The organism is Pseudofrankia sp. EUN1h, assembly GCF_001854645.1.
In the GTDB taxonomy this organism is placed as follows: domain Bacteria; phylum Actinomycetota; class Actinomycetes; order Frankiales; family Frankiaceae; genus Pseudofrankia; species Pseudofrankia saprophytica.
In genome coordinates, this window is the sequence record NZ_MBLN01000084.1 from 1 (window position 1) to 18,870 (window position 18,870).

Consider the following 18,870-nt stretch of genomic DNA (forward strand, 5'->3'; position numbering starts at 1 on the left):
ACCTTCTTGCCCGCGTCGTAGCCACGGCTGGGGTGGGTGACGGTCTGGGCGCCCTTCACGGACTGGGAGTCGATCACCCCGGCGGTCGGCCGCGGCCGGCGGCCCTCGGCCTGGCGCAACTGGTCGCGCAGCCCGTCGTGGACCCGGATGACGACGCCCTTGCGTTTCCACCGGTCGAAGAAGCCGTAGACCGTCTTCCAGGGTGGGAAGTCCGCCGGCAGCGCCCGCCACACGATCCCGTTGTGGGCCACGTACAGGATCGCGTCCACGATGTCGCGCCGGTCATGGCTCTCGGGCCGGCCGTCCTTCGGAACCGGCGGCAACAGCGGCGCCACGTACGCCCACTCCTCATCCRACATATCCGAGGGATAGCGGCGAGATCGTCCCATGTCCCGACCGYGACCAGCCCGTCCCAGCCGTTCACGCCACCACACCGCGAAGATCGGGAACGGGCCACGGCCAGCCCACAACATCAAGATTCAGGACAGGCTCTTAGAGCTGGTTTCAGAATGATCCTTTGAGTTTTCGTAGGCAGATGATCGAGCAGGCGAGGGTCAGGAATGCCTGGTGGATGTCCGCGCGGCGTTCCCAGCGGGTGCGGAGCCGGYGGAACCGGCGTATCCAGCCGATGGTCCGCTCGACGGGCAAGCGTTGGCAGCCGAGGCCGGAGCCGTGGGGGTGCGCGGGAGCAATCCAGGTTCTCCCCTGCCGGCGCTGAGCCTGCCCTATGCCGACCCGGTAGCTCCCGTTAGTCCTCCTCGGGCGGGCCCGAGGCAGTCGGGGTCGCCCGAGGCACAGCCGACGCTTCCGCAGACCGGCAGGTGACCATCGCGACGACCTCGTCAACATCCATGGCTGGTGCCTCCCGCCCCAGGCCGGATGATCACGGCCCGCAGGTCCCGGTTCGGCCACGCGTCGTCGACGGCGGTGAACAGGTCGCCCGATCCTATTGGGTCGGTTTCAGGGTCGGGTTCGATCAAGTAGAGGCCGCACCCAAGGTGCGCGGCGATGTAGCCGCGAGGAACGAAGGTGGCGGTCGGGTCGAGCTCCGGCCGGGCGGCCTGGCCTTGCTCGCCGCCGGTACCGGCCTCACCGGGTCTGAGCTGTCGCGAACGCGATCGGAATAGGCAGAGTCTTCGCGTCACGACTAGCCTGATCCTTGCGACATACTTTCGGCCAGCTCATGGGGGCCGCATGCGGACGCAACGGGCGCTCGACGCGCTGGTCGGCTGACGCCATGGCGCCGGCTGAGGACTGGAAACCGGGCGACGTCGTACTCGGCCTGTACGAGGTACTCGACGTGGTGCACAGCGGCGGCATGGGCGTCGTGCACCGAGTGCGCCATCGCGGCTGGCAGATCGACATGGCCGTGAAGACGCCGCGCTCGAAGATGGTTCGCACACCGGATGGCCGCGCCCGTTTCGAGGCCGAGGCTGCCACCTGGGTCAAGCTCGGGCTGCACCCGCATACGGTCGCCTGCGCGTATGTCCGCACCATCGACGACGTCCCCCGGGTGTTCGCCGAGTGGGTGGACGGCGGAAGTCTGGCGCAGGCCGTGAGCAGCCGGGACCTCTACGCGGGCGGCGGGCAGGCAGCGCTGGGCCGCATTCTCGACACGGCCGTCCAGATGGCGTGGGGTCTCGCGCACGCGCACGCGGCCGGGCTCGTCCACATGGACGTCAAACCCGCCAACGTGATGCTGGAACCGGACGGCACGGCCAAGGTCACCGATTTCGGCGTAGCCAAGGCGCGGGCGGCGGCGACCGGTGAGAGCGCGCCCGCACGGCCGCCGGACGTCCCGGTGGCCGTCAGCTTCGGCGGGATGACGCCCGCCTACTGCTCGCCGGAACAGGCCGCCGCCGCCGTGGACCGGACCATCCGGCTGACCGCCGCGACGGACGTGTGGTCCTGGGCGGTGACCGTCCTGGAGATGTTCGCGGGCGGTCGGTCGGGCCGCCACGGCCCGGCCGCCGGGGCGGCGCTCGACGCGTTCCTGCGCGGCAGCGGCGTCGGCGACCCGCGGATCCCGCCGATGCCAGCGGACGTCGCCGTCCTGCTGCGCGAGTGCTTCGCCGCCGATCCGGCGGCGCGCCCCGCGAGCCTCGTCGACCTGGCGGCGCGGCTGCATGGGCTCTACCCCGAGCTCGTCGGCGCCGCCTACGAGCGGCCCGCGCCCAGGGCGGCCCGGCTGCTGGCGGACGGCCTGTCGAACCAGGCCCTGTCGTTCCTCGACCTAGGCGGGATAGACGAGGCCGAAGCGCTGTGGCTGGAGGCGCTCGGCACCGACCCGTACCACCTTCCGTCTGTCTACAACCTCGGCCTGCACCGCTGGCGGTCGGGCCGCCAGACCGGCGAGGAGCTGGTCGCGAACGTCGAGGCGGCCATGGCCGCCGACGGCGGGGCGCAGGCGGGGCGCGGCGCGCTGCTCCTGGGCGCCGCGCAGCTGGAACGGCACGAGGACGAGCGCGCGGGGGAACTGTTGCGGGCGGCGTCCGTCACCGACCCGGGTTCGGCGGACGTCGCCGCGGCGCTCGCCGCGTGGGAGCACCGCCCGCCACGGATCCATGCCGGCCTCGAGGACCACGGCGCGGACGTGTCTGCCGTCGCGAGCAGCGCCGACGGCGGCCTCGTCCTGTCCGGTGACCGCGCGGGCGGGCTGCTGCTCTGGGCGCCGGGGCGCGGCGGACGGCGGGCGCGGCGCACCCTGACCAAGGATGGCGAGCCCGTCACGGCCGTGGCGATGGACACCGCCGGCACGCTCGGCCTCGCCGTCCGCGCCGGCGCCGCCGAGATCTGGGACCTCAGGCGCGGCCGGCGCCGGGACCTGCCGCGGTTCGACGGGGATGCCGCCGTGGTGGCCGTGGCGGTCAGCGGCGACGGCCGGTACGTGGCGACGGGGTCCGCGCGCGGCGTACTGCGGGTCTGGGAGGCGAGTACACCCCGGGTCGTCAACACCATGGACGACCACATGGGCGCGATCAGCTCGTTGGCGCTGAGCCAMGACGGCACCATGGCACTGTCCKCGTCCTTCGGCGGGCTGATGGCGGATGGCGACGGCACCGTCCGTGCCTGGGACGTCGCCCGCAGGACCTGCACCACGACGCTGGTCGGGCCGGCCAGGGGAACGTTGCACGGCAGGCCCGTGCGCAGCTTTCCGATGGACATCGGGGCGGTGTCCGCCGACGCCCGGTGCGCCGTGGTCGCCTGGTGGAAGGGGCCGCTCACGGTGTTCGACGCGCGACGGCGCATCGTGGTGAGCGAGGCCGGTCACCGGTGGCGGTCCGTGACGTCCCTGGCGGTCAGCTCGGCCGGGCCGACCGTGCTGACGGCTGGCGATGCCGCCGTGCCGGTCCAGGTCTGGGACGCGACGACCGGTCGCTGCCTGCGCACGCTGGACCAGCAGCTGCCGGCTCATGCCCGGTGGGTGCACACCGCGGCGGTCAGCGCCGATGGCCGGGTCGCCGTCCTGGGCATCGGCAGTCGCCAGGTGGCGGTCCGGTCACTGCCTGCCGCCGATTACCAGGCGCCCTGGTGCTACGCGCGGCCCCGGGCCGCGCGCGAGCTCACCGGGGTGCAGGACGTGTTCGGCGACCTGATGGACCAGGCGAGCGACCTCACGGCGCAGGGCCGGTTCTCCGCCGCCGCCGAAGCCCTGCGGTCCGCGCAGGGGATGCCGGGCTTCGCCCGCCATCCGGAGCTGYGGGCGGCGTGGGCGCGGGTCGGCGCGCACGGCCACAGGTCCGAACTGCTCGGCGCGTGGCAGCTGTACTCCTACAACGGGCACGGCGAGTTCACCCAGCCGACGACGCTGGCCCTGCGCGCCGACGGCCTGGTCTCGGCAATCGGCTGGTGGACCGGCGAGGTGGATGTCTGGGACTTCGCCGTCGGTGAGCGGCTGCACATCTTCAACCGTGGCGAGGGCGGGAGCGCGCGGGACATCCGGTTCGCGCTCGGCGGCGCCCTGCTCGTCGTTCTGACGTCCCAAGGCATGATCCAGCGGCTGAGCCTCGTCGACGGCAGCAGGCAGCTGTTCACCGACGAGATGGGCGCGATCAGCGCGTTCGCGTTGATGCCGACGGATGACGATGACCGTATCTTGATCGGTGACAAGGCCGGCGTCCTACGCTTGCGCAGGCTTACCACAGGTGCGCTCCTGCGCGAGCTGCGAGCGCACGGCGGGGCGGTCCACACGGTCGCGCTCAGTCCCGACGGGCGGTATGCGGCCTCCCTCGGCGGCACCCACCAGAACGCGGACGAGTCCGACAACCCCTTCCGCGACAGTGAAGTCAAGGCGTGGTCGCTCGACGCGGACCAGCCCAGTTGGACGCTGCCGTCGCACAGCCGTTTCGAACGCCTCGACTTCAGCGCGGACAGCCGGACCCTCTTCCTCTGCACCGGCCTGTCCGTCGGAGCCTGGGACGTCGCCAGCGGCGAGCTTCGGTACTCCTTGACCAACCAAGGCAGCTACGGCACTGGGGACACCCTCATAGCGTTCAGCGCGGACCACGGGTTGGCCGCGACGCCCGACCGGGACGCGCTGCGCGTGTGGGCGACGGACACCGGAGAGGTGCGCCAGACCCTGGCGCTGGCGGGGAAGCCGCGTGCCTTCGCCCTCAGCGCTGACGGTTCGTTCGCGGTCACCGCCGGCGGGGAACGCCTGGTGCAGGTCTGGGACGTCGCTTCCGGGCGCTGTCTGCGGACGTTGGAGGGACACAGCGCCCCGGTCACCAAGGCGACGCTGAGCGAGGACGGCACGCTCCTGGCGACCACCGACCTGAGTAGCGGCCTGTGCGCCTGGGGCCTGGCCTGGGACTTCACCTTCCCGTCCCGGTCCCCCGCCGCTGGCATCACGGGCGGTTCGGCGGCCCAGGGTGAGATCCCATGAACCACCGAACAGCTGAGCCTATGGGTGCCCAGAACCGGGTCCGGTCAGGCTGCCTGCAGGGATTCGTGGATGAGGCCGCCGAGCCGGTCCCGTCGGATCACCGAGGCCTGGGCCTCTGGCTGCGGTCCGGTCGTGTCCGGCGGCGTCGTCGCGCGAGTCAGTGGCGGCGACATCAGGACTCGGCCGCGGGCGCCGGGGCGTCGTCCTGACGGGTGGGGGTTTCGTAGCGGGCGATCAGGGCGTCCACGGCCGCGGCGAGGTCCGGTCGGGTTTGCCGCAGCCGGCGGAGCCGGGCGATGGCGGCATCTCGCTGGACGTCCGTGGCCTCGTGCGCGGACGCCGCGGCGAACCGTGCTGCCCGGTCAGGCTGGCCCGTCAGCAGGAACGGACGTCGAGGCCTTCGTCTCCCGCAGGACGGCTCAGACGCCCTCGCGGAGAGCACCAGGCGACTGGGCGGAGACCGGCCGCACCTACACGGCGGCTTGGATGTCCGGCCGGCCGGTGCCCGCCAACCGCAGGGATATCGGCGGGGCCCAGGCGGGGTGCGATGATCGTGGGGTGGTCGACGGGGGTGGGACCGCCGATGGCGTGGCTGGGGACAGGCGTCGGGAGTTCTTGGTCTCCCATGCCCGGGAGGATCAGGCGTGGGCGGAGTGGATCGCCTGGGAGCTTGAGACTGCCGGCTATCGGGTGCTGCTGCCGGTGTGGGACGCCGTCCCGGCGTCCAACTGGGTCGATGTTCTCCACCGGGCCGTCGGCGAGGTCCGGTGCGTGATCGCGGTCGTCTCGGCGGCCTATGACCGGTCCCTGCTCGGCAGGGCGGAATGGCAGGCCGCGATGGCCGCGGACCTGTCCGGACAGGCGCGACGGCTGATTCCGGTCCGGGTCGAGGACGTCCCGCTGACGGGCCTGCTGGCGCCGCGGGTGCCCGTCAATCTATTCGGCCTCGACGCCTCGGCGGCGCGCGAACGGCTGGTCGCGGCCGTGCACCACGCGCTCAGCGGTGCCCGGGCAAAGCCGACCTCACCGCCACCACTACCGCCTGGGGCACGGGAACCGGTCGGCGCGGTGGGATTCCCGGGCGGGGCCTGGCTGTTCGGCCTTCCGGTCGTCGAGCCGTTGTCCCCGCCCTACCTGGGCGTAGACCGGGCGCAAGGTCCGCTCGCGGCGATGCGGGCGCTGTCGCGGATCGTGCCGTTCCAGCCGCGCGACGAGCTCGACGGGCTGCTGCAGTGGTGCGCCGGGCTCCCAGGGACCACGTCGGCTCCGGAGATCCGGATCGTGTCGGGTGTCGGCGGTTCCGGCAAGACGCATCTGCTGGCCGAGCTGACCCAGCGGCTCGCCGCCGACGGGTGGTATGCCGGCTTCCTACGTGACGATCTCCCGCAGGCGAGCCTGGACTGGTTGGCGACGGTCGAGGCTCCGGTGGCGGTCGCGGTCGACTACGCCGAGGCCGCCCGCACCCCGGCGGTGCTGGCCGCGGCCCGTGCGCTGGCGCTGCGCCCGACAGCGCCGACCTGCCTGTTGCTCGGCGCGCGGACGGTGTCCGGGTGGTGGAGTGACGACCTGCGCCCGGCACTGCGCCGCGACGGCCTGCCGGCGACGGCCGCGCACGACCCGTTGCCGGTCCACCATCCGAGCCCGGGCCGGGTCTACCGGCGCGCCCGCGCCGCGTTCGCCGCCGAGGCCGGCAGTCCCGACCCTGGCGGCGACCCGCCGCCGCCACCGATGGTCGGCATGTGGACGACGCTGGACCTGGTGATGCTCGCCTGGCTGCGCGTCCATCGTGCCGGCGCGCTTCCCGCCAGCCACGCCGCCGTGTATGAGGCGGTCCTCGACCATGAGATTGGCTACTGGAGCCGCGCCTACACCCGCCACTTCGGTGACCGGGTGCCCACGCACACCGTGCTGCGCGCTGCCGGCGCCGCGGTCACCCTCCTGGCCCCGACGCCGTCCCGGCTGGGACCAGCCCTGGCGCACACGCCGGTGCTGGCGCGCGCGGACCAGCTCCGGGACGAGGTCGCCGAGACCTTCACCCGCGTCCTGCCGACCGACCCGGCCGACGGCACGATCGCCGTTCGCCCCGACCGCGTCGGCGACCACCTCGCGACGACGGTCTATCAAAGCGATCCGCTGCGGCTCGTCGCCCAGCTCACCGACGCCGACGACGCCGAGCGCCGGCACGCCTGCCTCACGCTGACCCGTGCCGCCGACACCGCCGAGGACCCAACGGTCGTCGAAGGGCTCGCGACCCGCGCCGTCGAAGAGGTTTCCGGGCTGTGGCGCCCGGCGCTCGCGGTCGCCGCCCTGCGCGGCGGACCCATGCTCACCGCCCTCGTCCGGCTGGCGGAACGCCCCGACACCCCGCTGCCCCTCGACCAGCTCGCCAGCAGCCTGCCGCTCGGCCACGGCACGCTGCGGCCGCTGGCGCTCGCCGCCGCGACCCGCCAGGTGGCGGACGCGCAGGTCCCGTCCGCCACCGTGCAGGAGACCACCGTCGCCACGCGGGCCGCCGCCCTACACACCTATGCGGTGCGGCTCGCCGAGTCCGGCGAGCCCGAGAAAGCCCTGGCCGCGGCCCGCGCCGCGGCCGACCAGTATCGGGGTCTCGCCACGGCCAACCCCGCGCGGTTCATCCCCGACCTGGCCGGAGCCCTGAGCACGTTCGCCGGCGAGCTTTCGGAGACCGGTGACTCCCGGCGCGCTGTCGCCGTGGCCCGGGAGGCAGCCGACCTGCGTCGCCAGCTCGCGCAGGCCGACCCGGCGCGGTTCGAACCCGCGCTGGCGGTCACCCTGCACAACCTCGCCACCTTCCTGTCGAGGACAGGCGATCGTGGCCAAGCCCTCACCGCCGCCCGCGAGGCGACCGAGCTACGACGCCGGCTGGCCGACGCCGACGCGGCCGTCCTGCCCGACCTGGCGACCTCGCTGAACAACCTGGCCAGCTATCTCGCCGAGACCGGCGACCGGGCCCAGGCGCTCGCCGTCGCCCGCGAGGCCACCGCCGCGCGCCGCCAGCTCGCGGACGCCGACCCCGCGGCGTTCGCTCCCGATCTCGCCCGTTCGCTGGACAACCTCGCCCAGGCGCTGCGCGACGCCGGCGACCGCACCGAGGCAGCCGCGACCGCCCAGGAAGCGGTAGCGCTGCACCGCCGCCTCGTGACGGCCAACCCGACGGCGTTCCTCCCGAACCTGGCCTCCTCGCTGAACAACCTCGCGAACAGGCTCGCCGACATCGGCGAGCAGGCGGCCGCGCTGGTCGTCATCCGCGAGGCGGTCGACCTGCGCCGAGCGCTGGCCGCGGCGACCCCGGCGGCGTTCACGGCCGATCTCGCGACCTCGCTGAACAACCTGGCCGCCCGCCTCGCAGCGACCGGTGACCGCGACCAGGCCGTCACCATCGGCGCCGAAGCCCTCACGCTGTACCGCCGCCTCGCCGAGGACGGCCCAGCCGCCTACCTGCCGAACCTGGCGACCGCGCTGACCAACCTCGCCCTCTACAGCGCCGACGTCGGCGACCGGCAGCAGGCAACCGCGCTGATCCGCGAGGCCGTCGAGCTCCGCCACCGCCTCGCCGAAGCCGACCCGGCCGCCTTCACACCCGAGCTCGCCGGCGCGATGAACAGCCTCGCCAGCCTGCTGGCCGAAACCGGCGACTGGTCACAGGCCCTCGACGCGGCGACCACCGCCGCCACGCTCTACCGCCGGCTGGCCGAAGCCGACCCGGCGGCGTTCCTGCCCGACCTCGCCACCGCGCTGACCAACCTCGCCGCCAGCCTGTCGAACACCGGCGACCGCCGGCAAGCGATGAACGTCGCCCACGAAGCCGTCACGCTGCACCGCCATCTGGCCGCCACCAACCCGGCCGCGTTCGTACCCGACCTCGCTTCCGCCCTGAACAACCTCGCGACCTTCCTCGCCGAGACCGGCGACCGCGACCAGGCCCTCACCGCGGCCCGCGAAGCCACCGACCTGCGACGCCAGCTCGCCACCACCGACCCGGCGCTCTACCAGCCCGACCTCGCCAACGCGCTGAACACTCTCGCGAACCGCCTCGCGGACGCCGGCCACCGCGACCAGGCACTCGCCACCGCCCAGGAAGCCCTCGCCCTACGCCGCCAGCTCGCCGCCACCAGGCCCGAAACTGCGCTGCCGGGACTCGCGACCGCGCTGCACAACCTCGCGATCCACCTCTCCGACGCCGGCCATCACAACCAGGCCCTCGCCGCTGCCGGCGAGGCCGTCGACCTGCGGCGACGCCTCGCGGCGACCAACCGGGCAGCGTTCCGGCCAGACCTGGCCGCCGCGCTGCACACCCACGCCATCGAACTGTCCAACGCCGACGACCCCGCACACGCCCTCACGACGGCCCGCGAAGCCCTCGAGCTCTACCGCGAACTGGCCCACGCCAGCCCCGCGGCGTTCACACCGCGCCTCGCCCAGACACTCACCACCCTCGCGACCCTCACCGCGGCAGCAGCCGACCACGACGGCGCGCTGGCGTTCGCCCGCGAGGCTGTCACGCTGCGCCGCCACCTCGCCGAGATCAACCCCGCGGCGTTCCGACCGGGACTCGCCGCCTCCCTGCGCACCCTCGCCGACCGGCTCGCCGACACCGGCGACCACACCGGCGCACTCAACGCCGCCCGCGAGGCCGTCACCACCTACCGCACCCTCGCCGACACAAGCCCCGCCGCTTTCCTTCCCGCCCTGGCCACGGCGGTCAGCACCCTCGCGGACCAGCTGACCCGAGCCGGCCGGCACGACGAGGCCCTCGCCGCCTTCCACGACGACCAGGTAGAGGCCCTCGGGCCCGACGGGGCGGGCTACCTGCTGGCCGCTCGCGCGTCATGGCGCGCCGGCGACGATCCACCAGGCACAGCCGCCGACCTCGCCGCCGCGGCCCGCTACCTACACGAGGCCGACAACGGCGCGCTGGCGACGCGGGCACGCCGCACCCTGCGCGCGACCGCGCTGCGACTCCCCACCACGACCCGCCACGACCTGCCCGACTGGGCCCAGCTCCCCGTACGAGACAGCACCATCGACGCCGTCGGCACCTGGGCCGACGCCGAAACCTGGGACGCGCACGAAGCCGTCCTCACCCGGATCGTCGCCGACCTCCCCGACCCCACGCTGCGCGCCGAGCTCGACGTCCTCGCCCGCCTGTTCCCAGACCTGCCGGCCTCCGGCGAACTCGCCGGCATCCTCGACGACATCACCAACGACGGCCTCGACGCCACCCTGCGCCGCCTCCGCGACGACGACGAGTTCCGCACGCTGCTCCTCGGCTGGCTCACGGCACCCACCTGGTCGGAGTCCCGTGACTACATCGCCAACCACCCCGAGCTGATCACCGATCCCCGAGCCGGTGCCCTGCTCGCAACCGCGCCGGGCCCGAAGGCCGCCCAGCACCTCGCCATTCTCACCCTGCTCGCCGACCGCGACCTCGACGACGTCTTTGACCTCCTCACCGACCCCGCCRCCGCCACCGCCGACGCCATGGCAGCCRCCACCGCCGGTGACAGYGAACTGCTCGCCAGCATCGCCGCCACCGCGCCCTACCTCGTGGACCTCCCCTTCGTCGGCCACTTCCTCGCCGCCATCCACGCACTACTCACCGGCAACCCCACCAGCGCAAACGAACTGGCAGCCACCGCAGCCGCCGACGCCACCGACCTCCAACGCCGCGCCGCCTCCACCCGCCTCCACCACCTCCGCAAAACCCACCCAGAACTCACCACCACCATCAACCAACTCGTCGACACGCTCCGAGAAGGATGATGTCCATGCTCAATTGCTACGAGAACTGCACATTCACCAAGAGACCGCATCCGTGTCGAGGTGGCCTGCCTGGCCTGGCTCGTGGGCCTGGCCCTCGCTCTGCGAGGCACGCTCCCGCGGGAACGGGCCCGCATCCTCGAAGCGTACGGCCGCGCTGTCCCCGGTATCGGGGCGCGAGGACCACGGCTTGATCGTCACCGCTGCGGACCGAACGGACCCGGTAGCTGACACTCGCCGATCCAGGGACCCTCTGGCGTAAGGACCCTTGATCATCGCTGTCGCCAACGGCGGTACGGGTCCTCCTCGAGCCCCGGGTTGATCTATTGGATCGGTCGGGGGCGGGTGTCAGGGGCGGTTCGTTGGACGGGCGGCGTGGCTTGGCCGCCAGGATTTCGAGGCCACTCAACGGCACACGGTGCTGATTCGCCGTAGCAGTGATGTCATCTCGCGTCGTGGTACCTGCGGCGCGGTAGGAGGTGAGGATGTGGCCGTGAACTCCTCGCCGCGGGCTCGCGACTCTGGCCCCGAACCCGGTCCGGCGACCACCGCGAGTCCGCCCGCAGAGGCTCCCGGCTCGCCGGGCGGGGCCTCGTCGCCGGGCGTGCTGGGGGCTGCCCCTGATCACCGCTATCTCCTCGACAACGCGCAGGCCGAGGCGGGCGAGCGGTTCGTCGCGCTGGCCGAGCTGTTCGACGGCGTGACGCGCGGGCACTTCGACCGCCTGGGGGTGGGGCCGGGATGGCGCTGCTGGGAGGTGGGGGCCGGAGGTCGCAGCATCCCCGAGGCGCTCGCCGCGGCCGTCGGACCGACCGGATACGTACTGGCGACGGACATCAATCCAGCGTGGCTGGACCCGCAGGGGACCTACGAGGTACGCCGGCACGACATCGGCGCGGATCCCCCGCCGGGGACGTTTGACCTGGTGCACGCCCGGCTCGTCCTCGTCCATGTGCCCGACCGCGCTCGAGCGCTGGCAACGATGGTGGCGGCGCTGCGGCCCGGCGGCTGGCTTCTGGTGGAGGACGCGGACACCGAGCTGCAGCCGTTGGCGTGCCTCGACGAAAGCGGCCCGGCGCAGCGGCGAGCCAACCGGCTGCGGCGCGCCTTCCGGGAGTTGATGACACGCCGCGGCGCCGATCTGCGCTACGGCCGTACGCTGCCTCGGACGTTGCGCGAGGCCGGCCTGGTCGATGTCGCGGCGGCGGGCAGTTTCCCGGTCGGCGGGGCGGTCTGCGACCGCCTGGAGATAGCGACGATGCGACAGGTCCGCGCCGAGCTGGTCGCCGCCCGGCTGGCCGATGAAGCCGAGATCGACGCGCACGTCGCGGCCGTCGGCGCCGGCGGGCTCGATCTCACCCTCGCACCGCTGATCTCGGCGTGGGGACGCCGCCCCGAACAAGGCGATCTTGACGTGGTTTGAGGTGCGCCAGAAACGAGGGCTCCTCGACGGACCGTCACCGGTCGTCCGTCGTCGTTTCCGCAGGTCGCGGAGTCCCAGGCGGGTCTAGACGAGGACCGCGGGCTCGACGGCGAGCAAACGGCCATCCACGAGCATATCCACCCATTTCGCTAACTGAGGGTAATCCGTTGCGAATGAGACGACAGCGGGCATCTCGCCTCGTCGTCCAGGTGGCGCACGACCGTGTCCAGTTCGTCGAACTCATCGGGGTCGAGGCGGGCGCCTCGGTTATCTGCACCAGCCCTTACGCCACCACGGCGGCCGACCTGGCTGCCGGGCATGTGAGCGGCACCGTGACCGCGAGCGGCATCGACCCGGCGGGGCTCACGGTCACGGCCACCACGACGCCGTTCCTGAGCGCGGTCGCCGCCCCGCCCGCGCTCACACTCACCAAGGCGGCGAGCCCGACCACGTACGCCGCCGCGGCCAGGACATCCAGTACGACTTCACGGCCACGAACACCGGCGGATCCGACCTCGCCGACCTGACCGTCATCGACTCGAGCCTGCCGACGGTCGCCTATCAGGCGACGGTGCTGGCGCCCGGCGCGTCCACCGAGTGCACGGGCACCCACACGACGTCGGCTGCCGACGTCAGCACGGGCGTCGTGGTGAACACGGCCGCCGCGAACGCCTTCACGCCCACTTCAGGCTCGGTGTGGTCAACCCCGCCACCGCCGCGGCCGGCCTCGTCGGCGGCGGATCCGCCGGACCGCCCGGGCCTGCCGGGCCCGCTGGACCTGCCGGGCCTGCCGGGCCTGCCGGGCCTGCCGGCGCGACCGGTCCCGCTGGGCCAGCCGGTCCGGCTGGGCCCACAGGCCCCGCCGGACCGCCTGGGACGACCGGGGCCCGGACAGTCTCCTTGCGCCTTTCCCAGTGGTGGGGACCTCGGGCGGAGTCTGGCCGACTGCCTGGTTCTCCGGCTGGCGTACGGTCTCCTGACCAGGGCGAATGGCTCCGAACGGCCACCGGCGCGCGGGTTGAGCACGCGCGCTGGTGGCCGTTTCGTCAGGAGGTGGCCGACCAGGCGGCGTCTTGCCGTTCTCGCTGGCCCCGCATGGGCCGCCGGCGCCTTTCTCCTTCGGCGTCCCGCGCCAGTCCCCGCCGTCCTTAGGAGACGGCAGGCGCGCCCGGTTCCGCCTCGAGGGCGCCGAGATCGTAGCTGTGCCCACCGAGATGCTCGGCCGGCAGCGTGCAGGAGACGAACGGATCGCGTTCCTGGCCGCAGAAGTCCGTGAGCTCGACGAGTTCCCGCCCAAGCGATCGGCGCCGGGCACGCCTTCGCCCAGAATCTCCGCCGCCGCCACTACGAACTCGGTGCCGACGCCGAAACCCATCACCGACCCGCAACAGCGTTCACCGAACTCCCCCTGGCTCTGTGACCACGCAACCAGCCCGCCCGAGCCTTACCCCGGACCAGCTCAATGCAACAGCGCCCGACTGTGTCCCTGCGTCTGCTCTGTCTGATCTTGTTCGGGTGTGTGGGTGGCTTGTCCTGCTCGGTCGTTCGTCGGCGTCGAAGGACGTCGAGCTGCTCGTGCCCCCGCCGCGTCGAGTGAACAGGGGGCGAGCCGGACCGGTAAGGTCTTCCTCAACCTGCGAAAAGAGCAGCCGATGCGGATCCTGTTCACCGCCTGCCCCTTCTTCGGCCACGTCAACACTGTGCTTCCACTCGCGCTGGCCGCGCAGCGCGCCGGGCACGAGGTTGCCGTCGCCACTGGCGCCGACTTCGGGGAACACATCGCACGTCGCGGTCTGACGGCCTGGTCGGTCGGGCCCACGTCCGTCGAGGCGGGGACACCCAGCTCGCCGGCGTATTTCTGGCACACCGCCAGCCAGCGCGCCGTCGACCTGCTCCCCCTGGCCGCCGCGTGGGGCCCGGACCTCATCGTGTCCGAGGAACTGGAGTTCGCCGGGGCCATCGCCGCGGCTCGCGGCGACTCCCGTCACGTCGTGCACGGGCTGGGAATCGCCGCGGCCGGCGACTGGGAGATGTTTGCCGCGAGCATCGACGAGCTCGGAAGGCAGTGGGACGTGCCCGACCTCGCCGACGCACATCGCGGCGCGGTCTACCTGTCCATCTGCCCACCGACCCTGCAGCCACCGACCAGGTCGGAGCGCAGGGCGTCGGAGCGCAGGGTGCAGCCGCTGCGCCCCGGTGTCGGCGAGCCCGCGCCGGGCGAGCGGCTACCCGAGGCACTCATGGCGCTGCCGTACGAGCGCACCCTGCACCTCACTCTTGGCACGGTGTTCCACCAGCGTCGACCCGGAGTGCTGGAGGCGGCCATCGCCGGGCTGCGCGAGCTGCCGGTCAACCTCGTCGTCACCGTCGGCCCCGACGTGGCTCCCGATCGTTTCGGCTCACAGCCGCCGCACGTCCTCGTCGAGCGTTACCTCCCGCATGCGCTCCTACTGCCCCGCTGCGACCTCGTCGTCTCCCAGGGCGGCGCCGGGATCCTGCTCGGCACGCTGGCACACGGCCTGCCCCAGCTCGTGCTGCCCCAGGGCGCTGACCAGTTCGACAACGGCGCGGCCGCGCAGCGGGCGGGTGTCGCGCTCACGCTCGACGACTCTGTGGTGACCCCGCTCGCGATCACCGAAGCAGTAGGTCAGCTGCTCGGCGACCCGCGGTACGCGGCGGCGGCCCGCGCCGTGCAGAAGGAGATCGACACGATGCCAAGCGCGGACGACGTGCTCACGTCGATGATCGCAGGCCCCGCGCCGAGGGCCTCTCGCTCTGCCTGGTAGGGAAATGACGAACCAGTGAGATGCCCACCGCCGACAGACCCGTGAGAACAGCTGTGGAAGCGCAGGCCAGCAAGGGCCGCAACGACAGCAAGAATGGTCGGGTGGCCGGGGAGGTTTTCACTCCCCGGCTCCCACGGAACGGAGCGTGAGGGTCTCCCCTCACTCCGCTCTTCTCATCCAGCCATCCAGAAGTTGCGTGTCCAAACCCAGTGCACGAATAGCGTGCGGCACCGGTGGGTGACCGCCTGCCACCATGCCATGGCAGACTTGAACGCGCGAAGCCGTTTGTATTTCCTGCGGGCCCATCGCACCACGTAGGCGTTGATGCGTTTGAGAAGCGGGAACATCTCCAGCCGGTTGAACCGGCCCCAGTAGTTCATCCAACCTCGCACCATCGGGTTGATGGCTTGCGCGAGGTCGTCCAGCGTCTGCCCGGTGCGCCGGTGGATCCGCCAGGAGCGGACCTCCGCGCTCTTGGCCTGTGGGGTGCAAGTGGACGGTCAGGGGCGCTGAGCTGGGCGAACCGCACGTCAGGGATCATGGCGGACACGGTGTCGACGGTCGTGTTCCTGCTGATCCGTAGGCTGCTCAGCGCGGCCGGTCTCGGTGGTCGGCCGGACGAGAAGGACGTTGAGATCGCCGTCCTGCGCCACCAGCTGGCAGTGCTGCGCCAGCAAGTCGCCCGGCCGCGGTACTCCTCGTCCGATCGGATGCTGCTGGCCAGCCTGGCTCGGTTCCTGCCCCGGCCGCGCTGGTCGGTGTTCCTCGTGACCCCCGCGACGCTGCTGCGTTGGCATCGCGAGCTGGTCCGGCGCCGGTGGACCTATCCGCCGACGCGTCGGGGCCGCCGGCTGCAGGAGGCGACGGTGCAGCTGGTGCTGCGCCTGGCCCGGGAGAACCCGCGATGGGCTACGTCCGCATCGTCGGGGAATGCCACAAGCTCCACGTCCGGGTCTCGGCCACCTCGGTGCGCAATCTCCTGCGCCGCCACGGCCTGGGCCCGGCACCCCGCCGTGGCGCAGGGCCGAGTTGGTCGCAGTTCCTGCGTGCTCAGGCCCACGGCGCGCTGGCCTGCGACTTCCTCACGATCGACACCGTGACCCTGGCCAGGCTCTACGTGCTGTTCTTCATCGGACTCGACCGCCGCCACGTCTGGCTCGCCGGCGTCACCGAACACCCCACCGCCGCCTGGGTCACCCAGCAAGCCAGAAACCTGACCTACCAGCTCGCCGACAGTCACGGCGGGCCGTACAGGTTCCTGATCCGCGACCGGGATGCCAAGCTCGTCGCCGGCTTCGACGAGGTCTTTACCGACGAGGGCATTCGGATCCTCAGGACGCCGGTCCAGGCGCCGCGGGCGAACGCCTTCGCCGAACGCTGGATCCGCGCCGTCCGCGCCGAGCGCCTGGACTGGAACTTGATCTGGAACCGGCGCCACGCCGACCAGGTTCTGTCGACCTACGTCAAGCACTACAACACCGCTCGACCTCACCGAGGCATCGACCTCGACACCCCCACCGCGCAGACCTCGACCGGCGATCCGGCTGGCCCGATCAGACGCATCGACCGCCTCGGCGGCCTCCTCCACGAATACCAACGAGCCGCATGATCAAGGCTCCGACCGGTGAAATCGCACACTTGCACCCTTCACGACATGGGCTACCAGTACACGTCACCGGTCGTCGTCGACGACGGCAGCCCCGACGCCGACCCGCCCGGCGCCGACTACCAGCCGACCGCCGCACCCGGCTGCCGGGCGCCCCATCTGTGGCTGGCCGACGGCACGTCCACCATCGACCTGTTCGACCAGCGCTTCGTCCTGCTGACCGCCGAACCCGGCCACGCCTGGCGCGCCGCCGCCGCCCACGCCACCAGGGCACCCGTCGACAGCCATGTCATCCCCGAGCCGAACTGGCCGGGCCTCTATGGCGTCGCGCCCGACGGCGCGGTCCTCGTCCGCCCCGACGGGCACGTCGCCTGGCGCAGCCGGACCTCATCCACCGATCCGGTGACGGACATCCACCGCCCTGACCACCAGCACCGGAAGCTGAACCCAGCCCACCAGCAGCCACACGACGGACCTTCCGCATACGTCGGGGACGTGGCCGGGGAACCGCCTGACCAGGCGCGGAACCGATCAGGGACGCCACGCCATCAGCGTGAACCGCGCACCGCATACAACCAAGGGAGACCATCGTGCTACTCGTAGAGATTGAAACGCCGCCCCGGCTGAACCAGATCGGCTGGTTGCTGGCGCTGTCGCCAGTCATGTCGCTCGTGTAGGTCGCGGCAGTCGTAACGACCATGTCGGGCTCCGGAGTAGATCAGGCCGCCGACCTCACCCACAGCCTCGACGGCATAGCCAACCAGCTCCCAAGCAGGCAATGACGACGTCGGCGGCGCCAAGTTTCACTTGATGTCTGATGGTTGCGCGAAGGCGAGCAGCGCGGCGCGGTCTGCCTCGAGGACGAATCCGGCTTTGATCGTGCTGTCGACCGCCGTTGTGTACTGCCGAAGGTAGGCGTCACGGGACGGGTAGAGAGCCGCGAGTCGCTCGGCGGGCAGCGGAATCGTCGAGCCGAACAGCTGGCAGATCGGCGATCCGCTCGGCCCGGGCTTGCCTGAAAGCACGGCGACCGGCACATCCACGGGCGGGGTGCGCACGCCGCCCCGGGCGATGCCGTTGGCGTCGCGCCCGATCTGCGGCGGGCTGTCCGGTGTGACCTCGATCCGCGGTGCGGTGGCAGGTCGTGTCCCCGCGGAGACCCAGTTCTCGAGGGCGTGCAGTGCCGCCTTCACGACGAGGTGCATGGGGGCGTTGTTGAGCGGCGCCCCGCAGTCGATCGCGCTCACGAACGGGCCGAGTGTGTGCGCGTCCGCGTGCGCGGCACCAGCGACCTCCCAGAGGCGGAACCGGTCGCTGTCGGGCTGGCGCGAGCTGAGGGAGTTCAGCACGACGGTGAGGTCGCCCTCGGCCTGGGCCTCGAGTACAGGTACGTCGGTGTCGGTCCGGATGACTGTCGGTGATTGCGCAGGGCGGTCGGCGAGGCTGGCGGGCTGGCCRGGCGCGACGAGCGGCAGGGCGCCGGCGCCACGGCTCAGGACGAGGAAACCGTCGAACGCGCGGGTGAGGGGTTGCACTCCGTTGATGTAGGTGACGAGCGCGTACGCCGACTGGGATTGGCCGGCCGCGAGCACGTGCCGCGGCTTCAGGCCGCCTGTCGCCATGCCGCCGCCGCGTACCGCGCGTGCGGCCTGGGTGAAGATGTCGAAGGAGTACCCGTCGCCGGGTTGGTCGAGCGAGCCGTACCGCGCGGGGTCCGCGCCCACCAGTCCACTCGAGGCGGGGGCTCCACCGGCCGAGACGAGCGCGGATCCGCCCATGACGCCGATACGCTGCGCCGAGACGCCCACCCACGCGTCGCCCCGGCGCATCAGCTCCTCGTGCGTGTTGGCCCACATGGCGTCCGAGTCGGCCCCGCCGCTGACGTTCAACCACTCGACGACGACGGTGCCGCTGAACTTGCCCGCGGCCGGTCGCCGGACGAGCACTCGGGTGCTGTACGCGGCGGTGCTGCCGGGTTGGAACGTCCAACGGCCGTCGGGAGCGAGCGCGCCCTGCGGGTTGTACGACGTCGCCGTCCCTGACGCGACGTACTCGTCCTCGACGTACCCGGTGCCGGTCAGGTTGACGACCGTCGTCGAGGCACCCATGTTGACGCCTTTTCCGCCGCTGAGTTCGTGTAAGTCGGCAGCCGGTCCCGCGGGTCGGGGCGGGGTTGTCGCGGACGTTTCCGGCGTTGCGTCCGAGCCGCCGGAACAAGCCGATCCCAACGCGGCAACGGTGAGCGAACCGATAATCACCAAAAGATGCCGACCCGTCACAACCCTACGGTTTCTGGCCGTATTCTCACGTCGCATTGTGGTCAAGCCTCCATTGTTTCCTGACGTTCACCGACATTGGCATCATGACCAGCTGGCGGATTGGACGGCCA

General features: G+C 72.1%; 11 protein-coding genes and 1 pseudogene. 8 read left to right on the forward strand and 4 right to left on the reverse strand.

Annotation, left to right across the window (positions count from 1 at the left end; translation table 11 throughout):
* Both BCD49_RS33575 and BCD49_RS46230 read right to left on the reverse strand, forming a co-directional pair.
* The coding region (locus tag BCD49_RS33575) for an IS5 family transposase (RefSeq protein WP_241832448.1) at positions 1 to 389 on the reverse strand (389 nt) is incomplete at its 3' end.
* Between the two features lie 115 nt (positions 390 to 504).
* Positions 505 to 849, reverse strand: coding sequence for a transposase (locus tag BCD49_RS46230; protein ID WP_116439454.1), 345 nt, complete (start codon positions 847 to 849; stop codon positions 505 to 507).
* A 388-nt stretch (positions 850 to 1,237) separates the two neighbouring features.
* Here BCD49_RS46230 and BCD49_RS33585 point away from each other — a divergent pair, with 388 nt between their 5' ends.
* From BCD49_RS33585 to BCD49_RS33610, 6 genes are all read left to right on the forward strand, one after another.
* Positions 1,238 to 4,885, forward strand: coding sequence for a WD40 repeat domain-containing serine/threonine protein kinase (locus BCD49_RS33585; protein ID WP_071042302.1), 3,648 nt, complete (start codon positions 1,238 to 1,240; stop codon positions 4,883 to 4,885).
* Positions 4,886 to 5,473: 588 nt separating this feature from the next.
* On the forward strand, positions 5,474 to 10,669 hold the full coding sequence (locus tag BCD49_RS33595; protein ID WP_158072982.1) for a tetratricopeptide repeat protein: 5,196 nt from the start codon (positions 5,474 to 5,476) through the stop codon (positions 10,667 to 10,669).
* Positions 10,670 to 11,153: 484 nt separating this feature from the next.
* A complete protein-coding gene (locus tag BCD49_RS33600) occupies positions 11,154 to 12,089 on the forward strand; it encodes a methyltransferase domain-containing protein (RefSeq protein ID WP_007514190.1) in 936 nt (311 codons plus the stop codon).
* A gap of 167 nt (positions 12,090 to 12,256) precedes the next feature.
* Complete coding sequence (locus tag BCD49_RS33605; protein ID WP_157845207.1) at positions 12,257 to 12,616, forward strand: DUF7507 domain-containing protein; 360 nt, start codon at positions 12,257 to 12,259, stop codon at positions 12,614 to 12,616.
* Positions 12,562 to 13,365 carry a DUF7507 domain-containing protein gene (locus tag BCD49_RS46610; RefSeq protein ID WP_425343340.1) on the forward strand — a complete coding sequence of 268 codons (804 nt, stop codon included), beginning with the start codon at positions 12,562 to 12,564 and terminating at the stop codon, positions 13,363 to 13,365. Before BCD49_RS33605 ends, BCD49_RS46610 begins: the two co-directional genes overlap by 55 nt.
* Before the next feature lie 376 nt (positions 13,366 to 13,741).
* Complete coding sequence (locus tag BCD49_RS33610) at positions 13,742 to 14,875, forward strand: glycosyltransferase (RefSeq protein WP_007514182.1); 1,134 nt, start codon at positions 13,742 to 13,744, stop codon at positions 14,873 to 14,875.
* A gap of 173 nt (positions 14,876 to 15,048) precedes the next feature.
* Here BCD49_RS33610 and BCD49_RS33615 read toward each other — a convergent pair.
* Positions 15,049 to 15,333: pseudogene (locus tag BCD49_RS33615) on the reverse strand (group II intron maturase-specific domain-containing protein); the annotation flags it as partial.
* 446 nt (positions 15,334 to 15,779) lie between these two features.
* Here BCD49_RS33615 and BCD49_RS33620 point away from each other — a divergent pair.
* Both BCD49_RS33620 and BCD49_RS33625 read left to right on the forward strand, forming a co-directional pair.
* Complete coding sequence (locus BCD49_RS33620; protein ID WP_007514178.1) at positions 15,780 to 16,484, forward strand: integrase core domain-containing protein; 705 nt, start codon at positions 15,780 to 15,782, stop codon at positions 16,482 to 16,484.
* Between the two features lie 15 nt (positions 16,485 to 16,499).
* The gene (locus BCD49_RS33625) at positions 16,500 to 17,084 is read left to right on the forward strand and encodes an aromatic-ring hydroxylase C-terminal domain-containing protein (protein WP_007514176.1); all 585 of its coding nucleotides are present in this window, start codon (positions 16,500 to 16,502) and stop codon (positions 17,082 to 17,084) included.
* 200 nt (positions 17,085 to 17,284) lie between these two features.
* Here the strand turns inward: BCD49_RS33625 and BCD49_RS33630 are convergent, their stop codons facing one another.
* Complete coding sequence (locus BCD49_RS33630) at positions 17,285 to 18,796, reverse strand: alpha/beta hydrolase domain-containing protein (RefSeq protein ID WP_007514174.1); 1,512 nt, start codon at positions 18,794 to 18,796, stop codon at positions 17,285 to 17,287.
* Positions 18,797 to 18,870 lie beyond the last annotated feature (74 nt).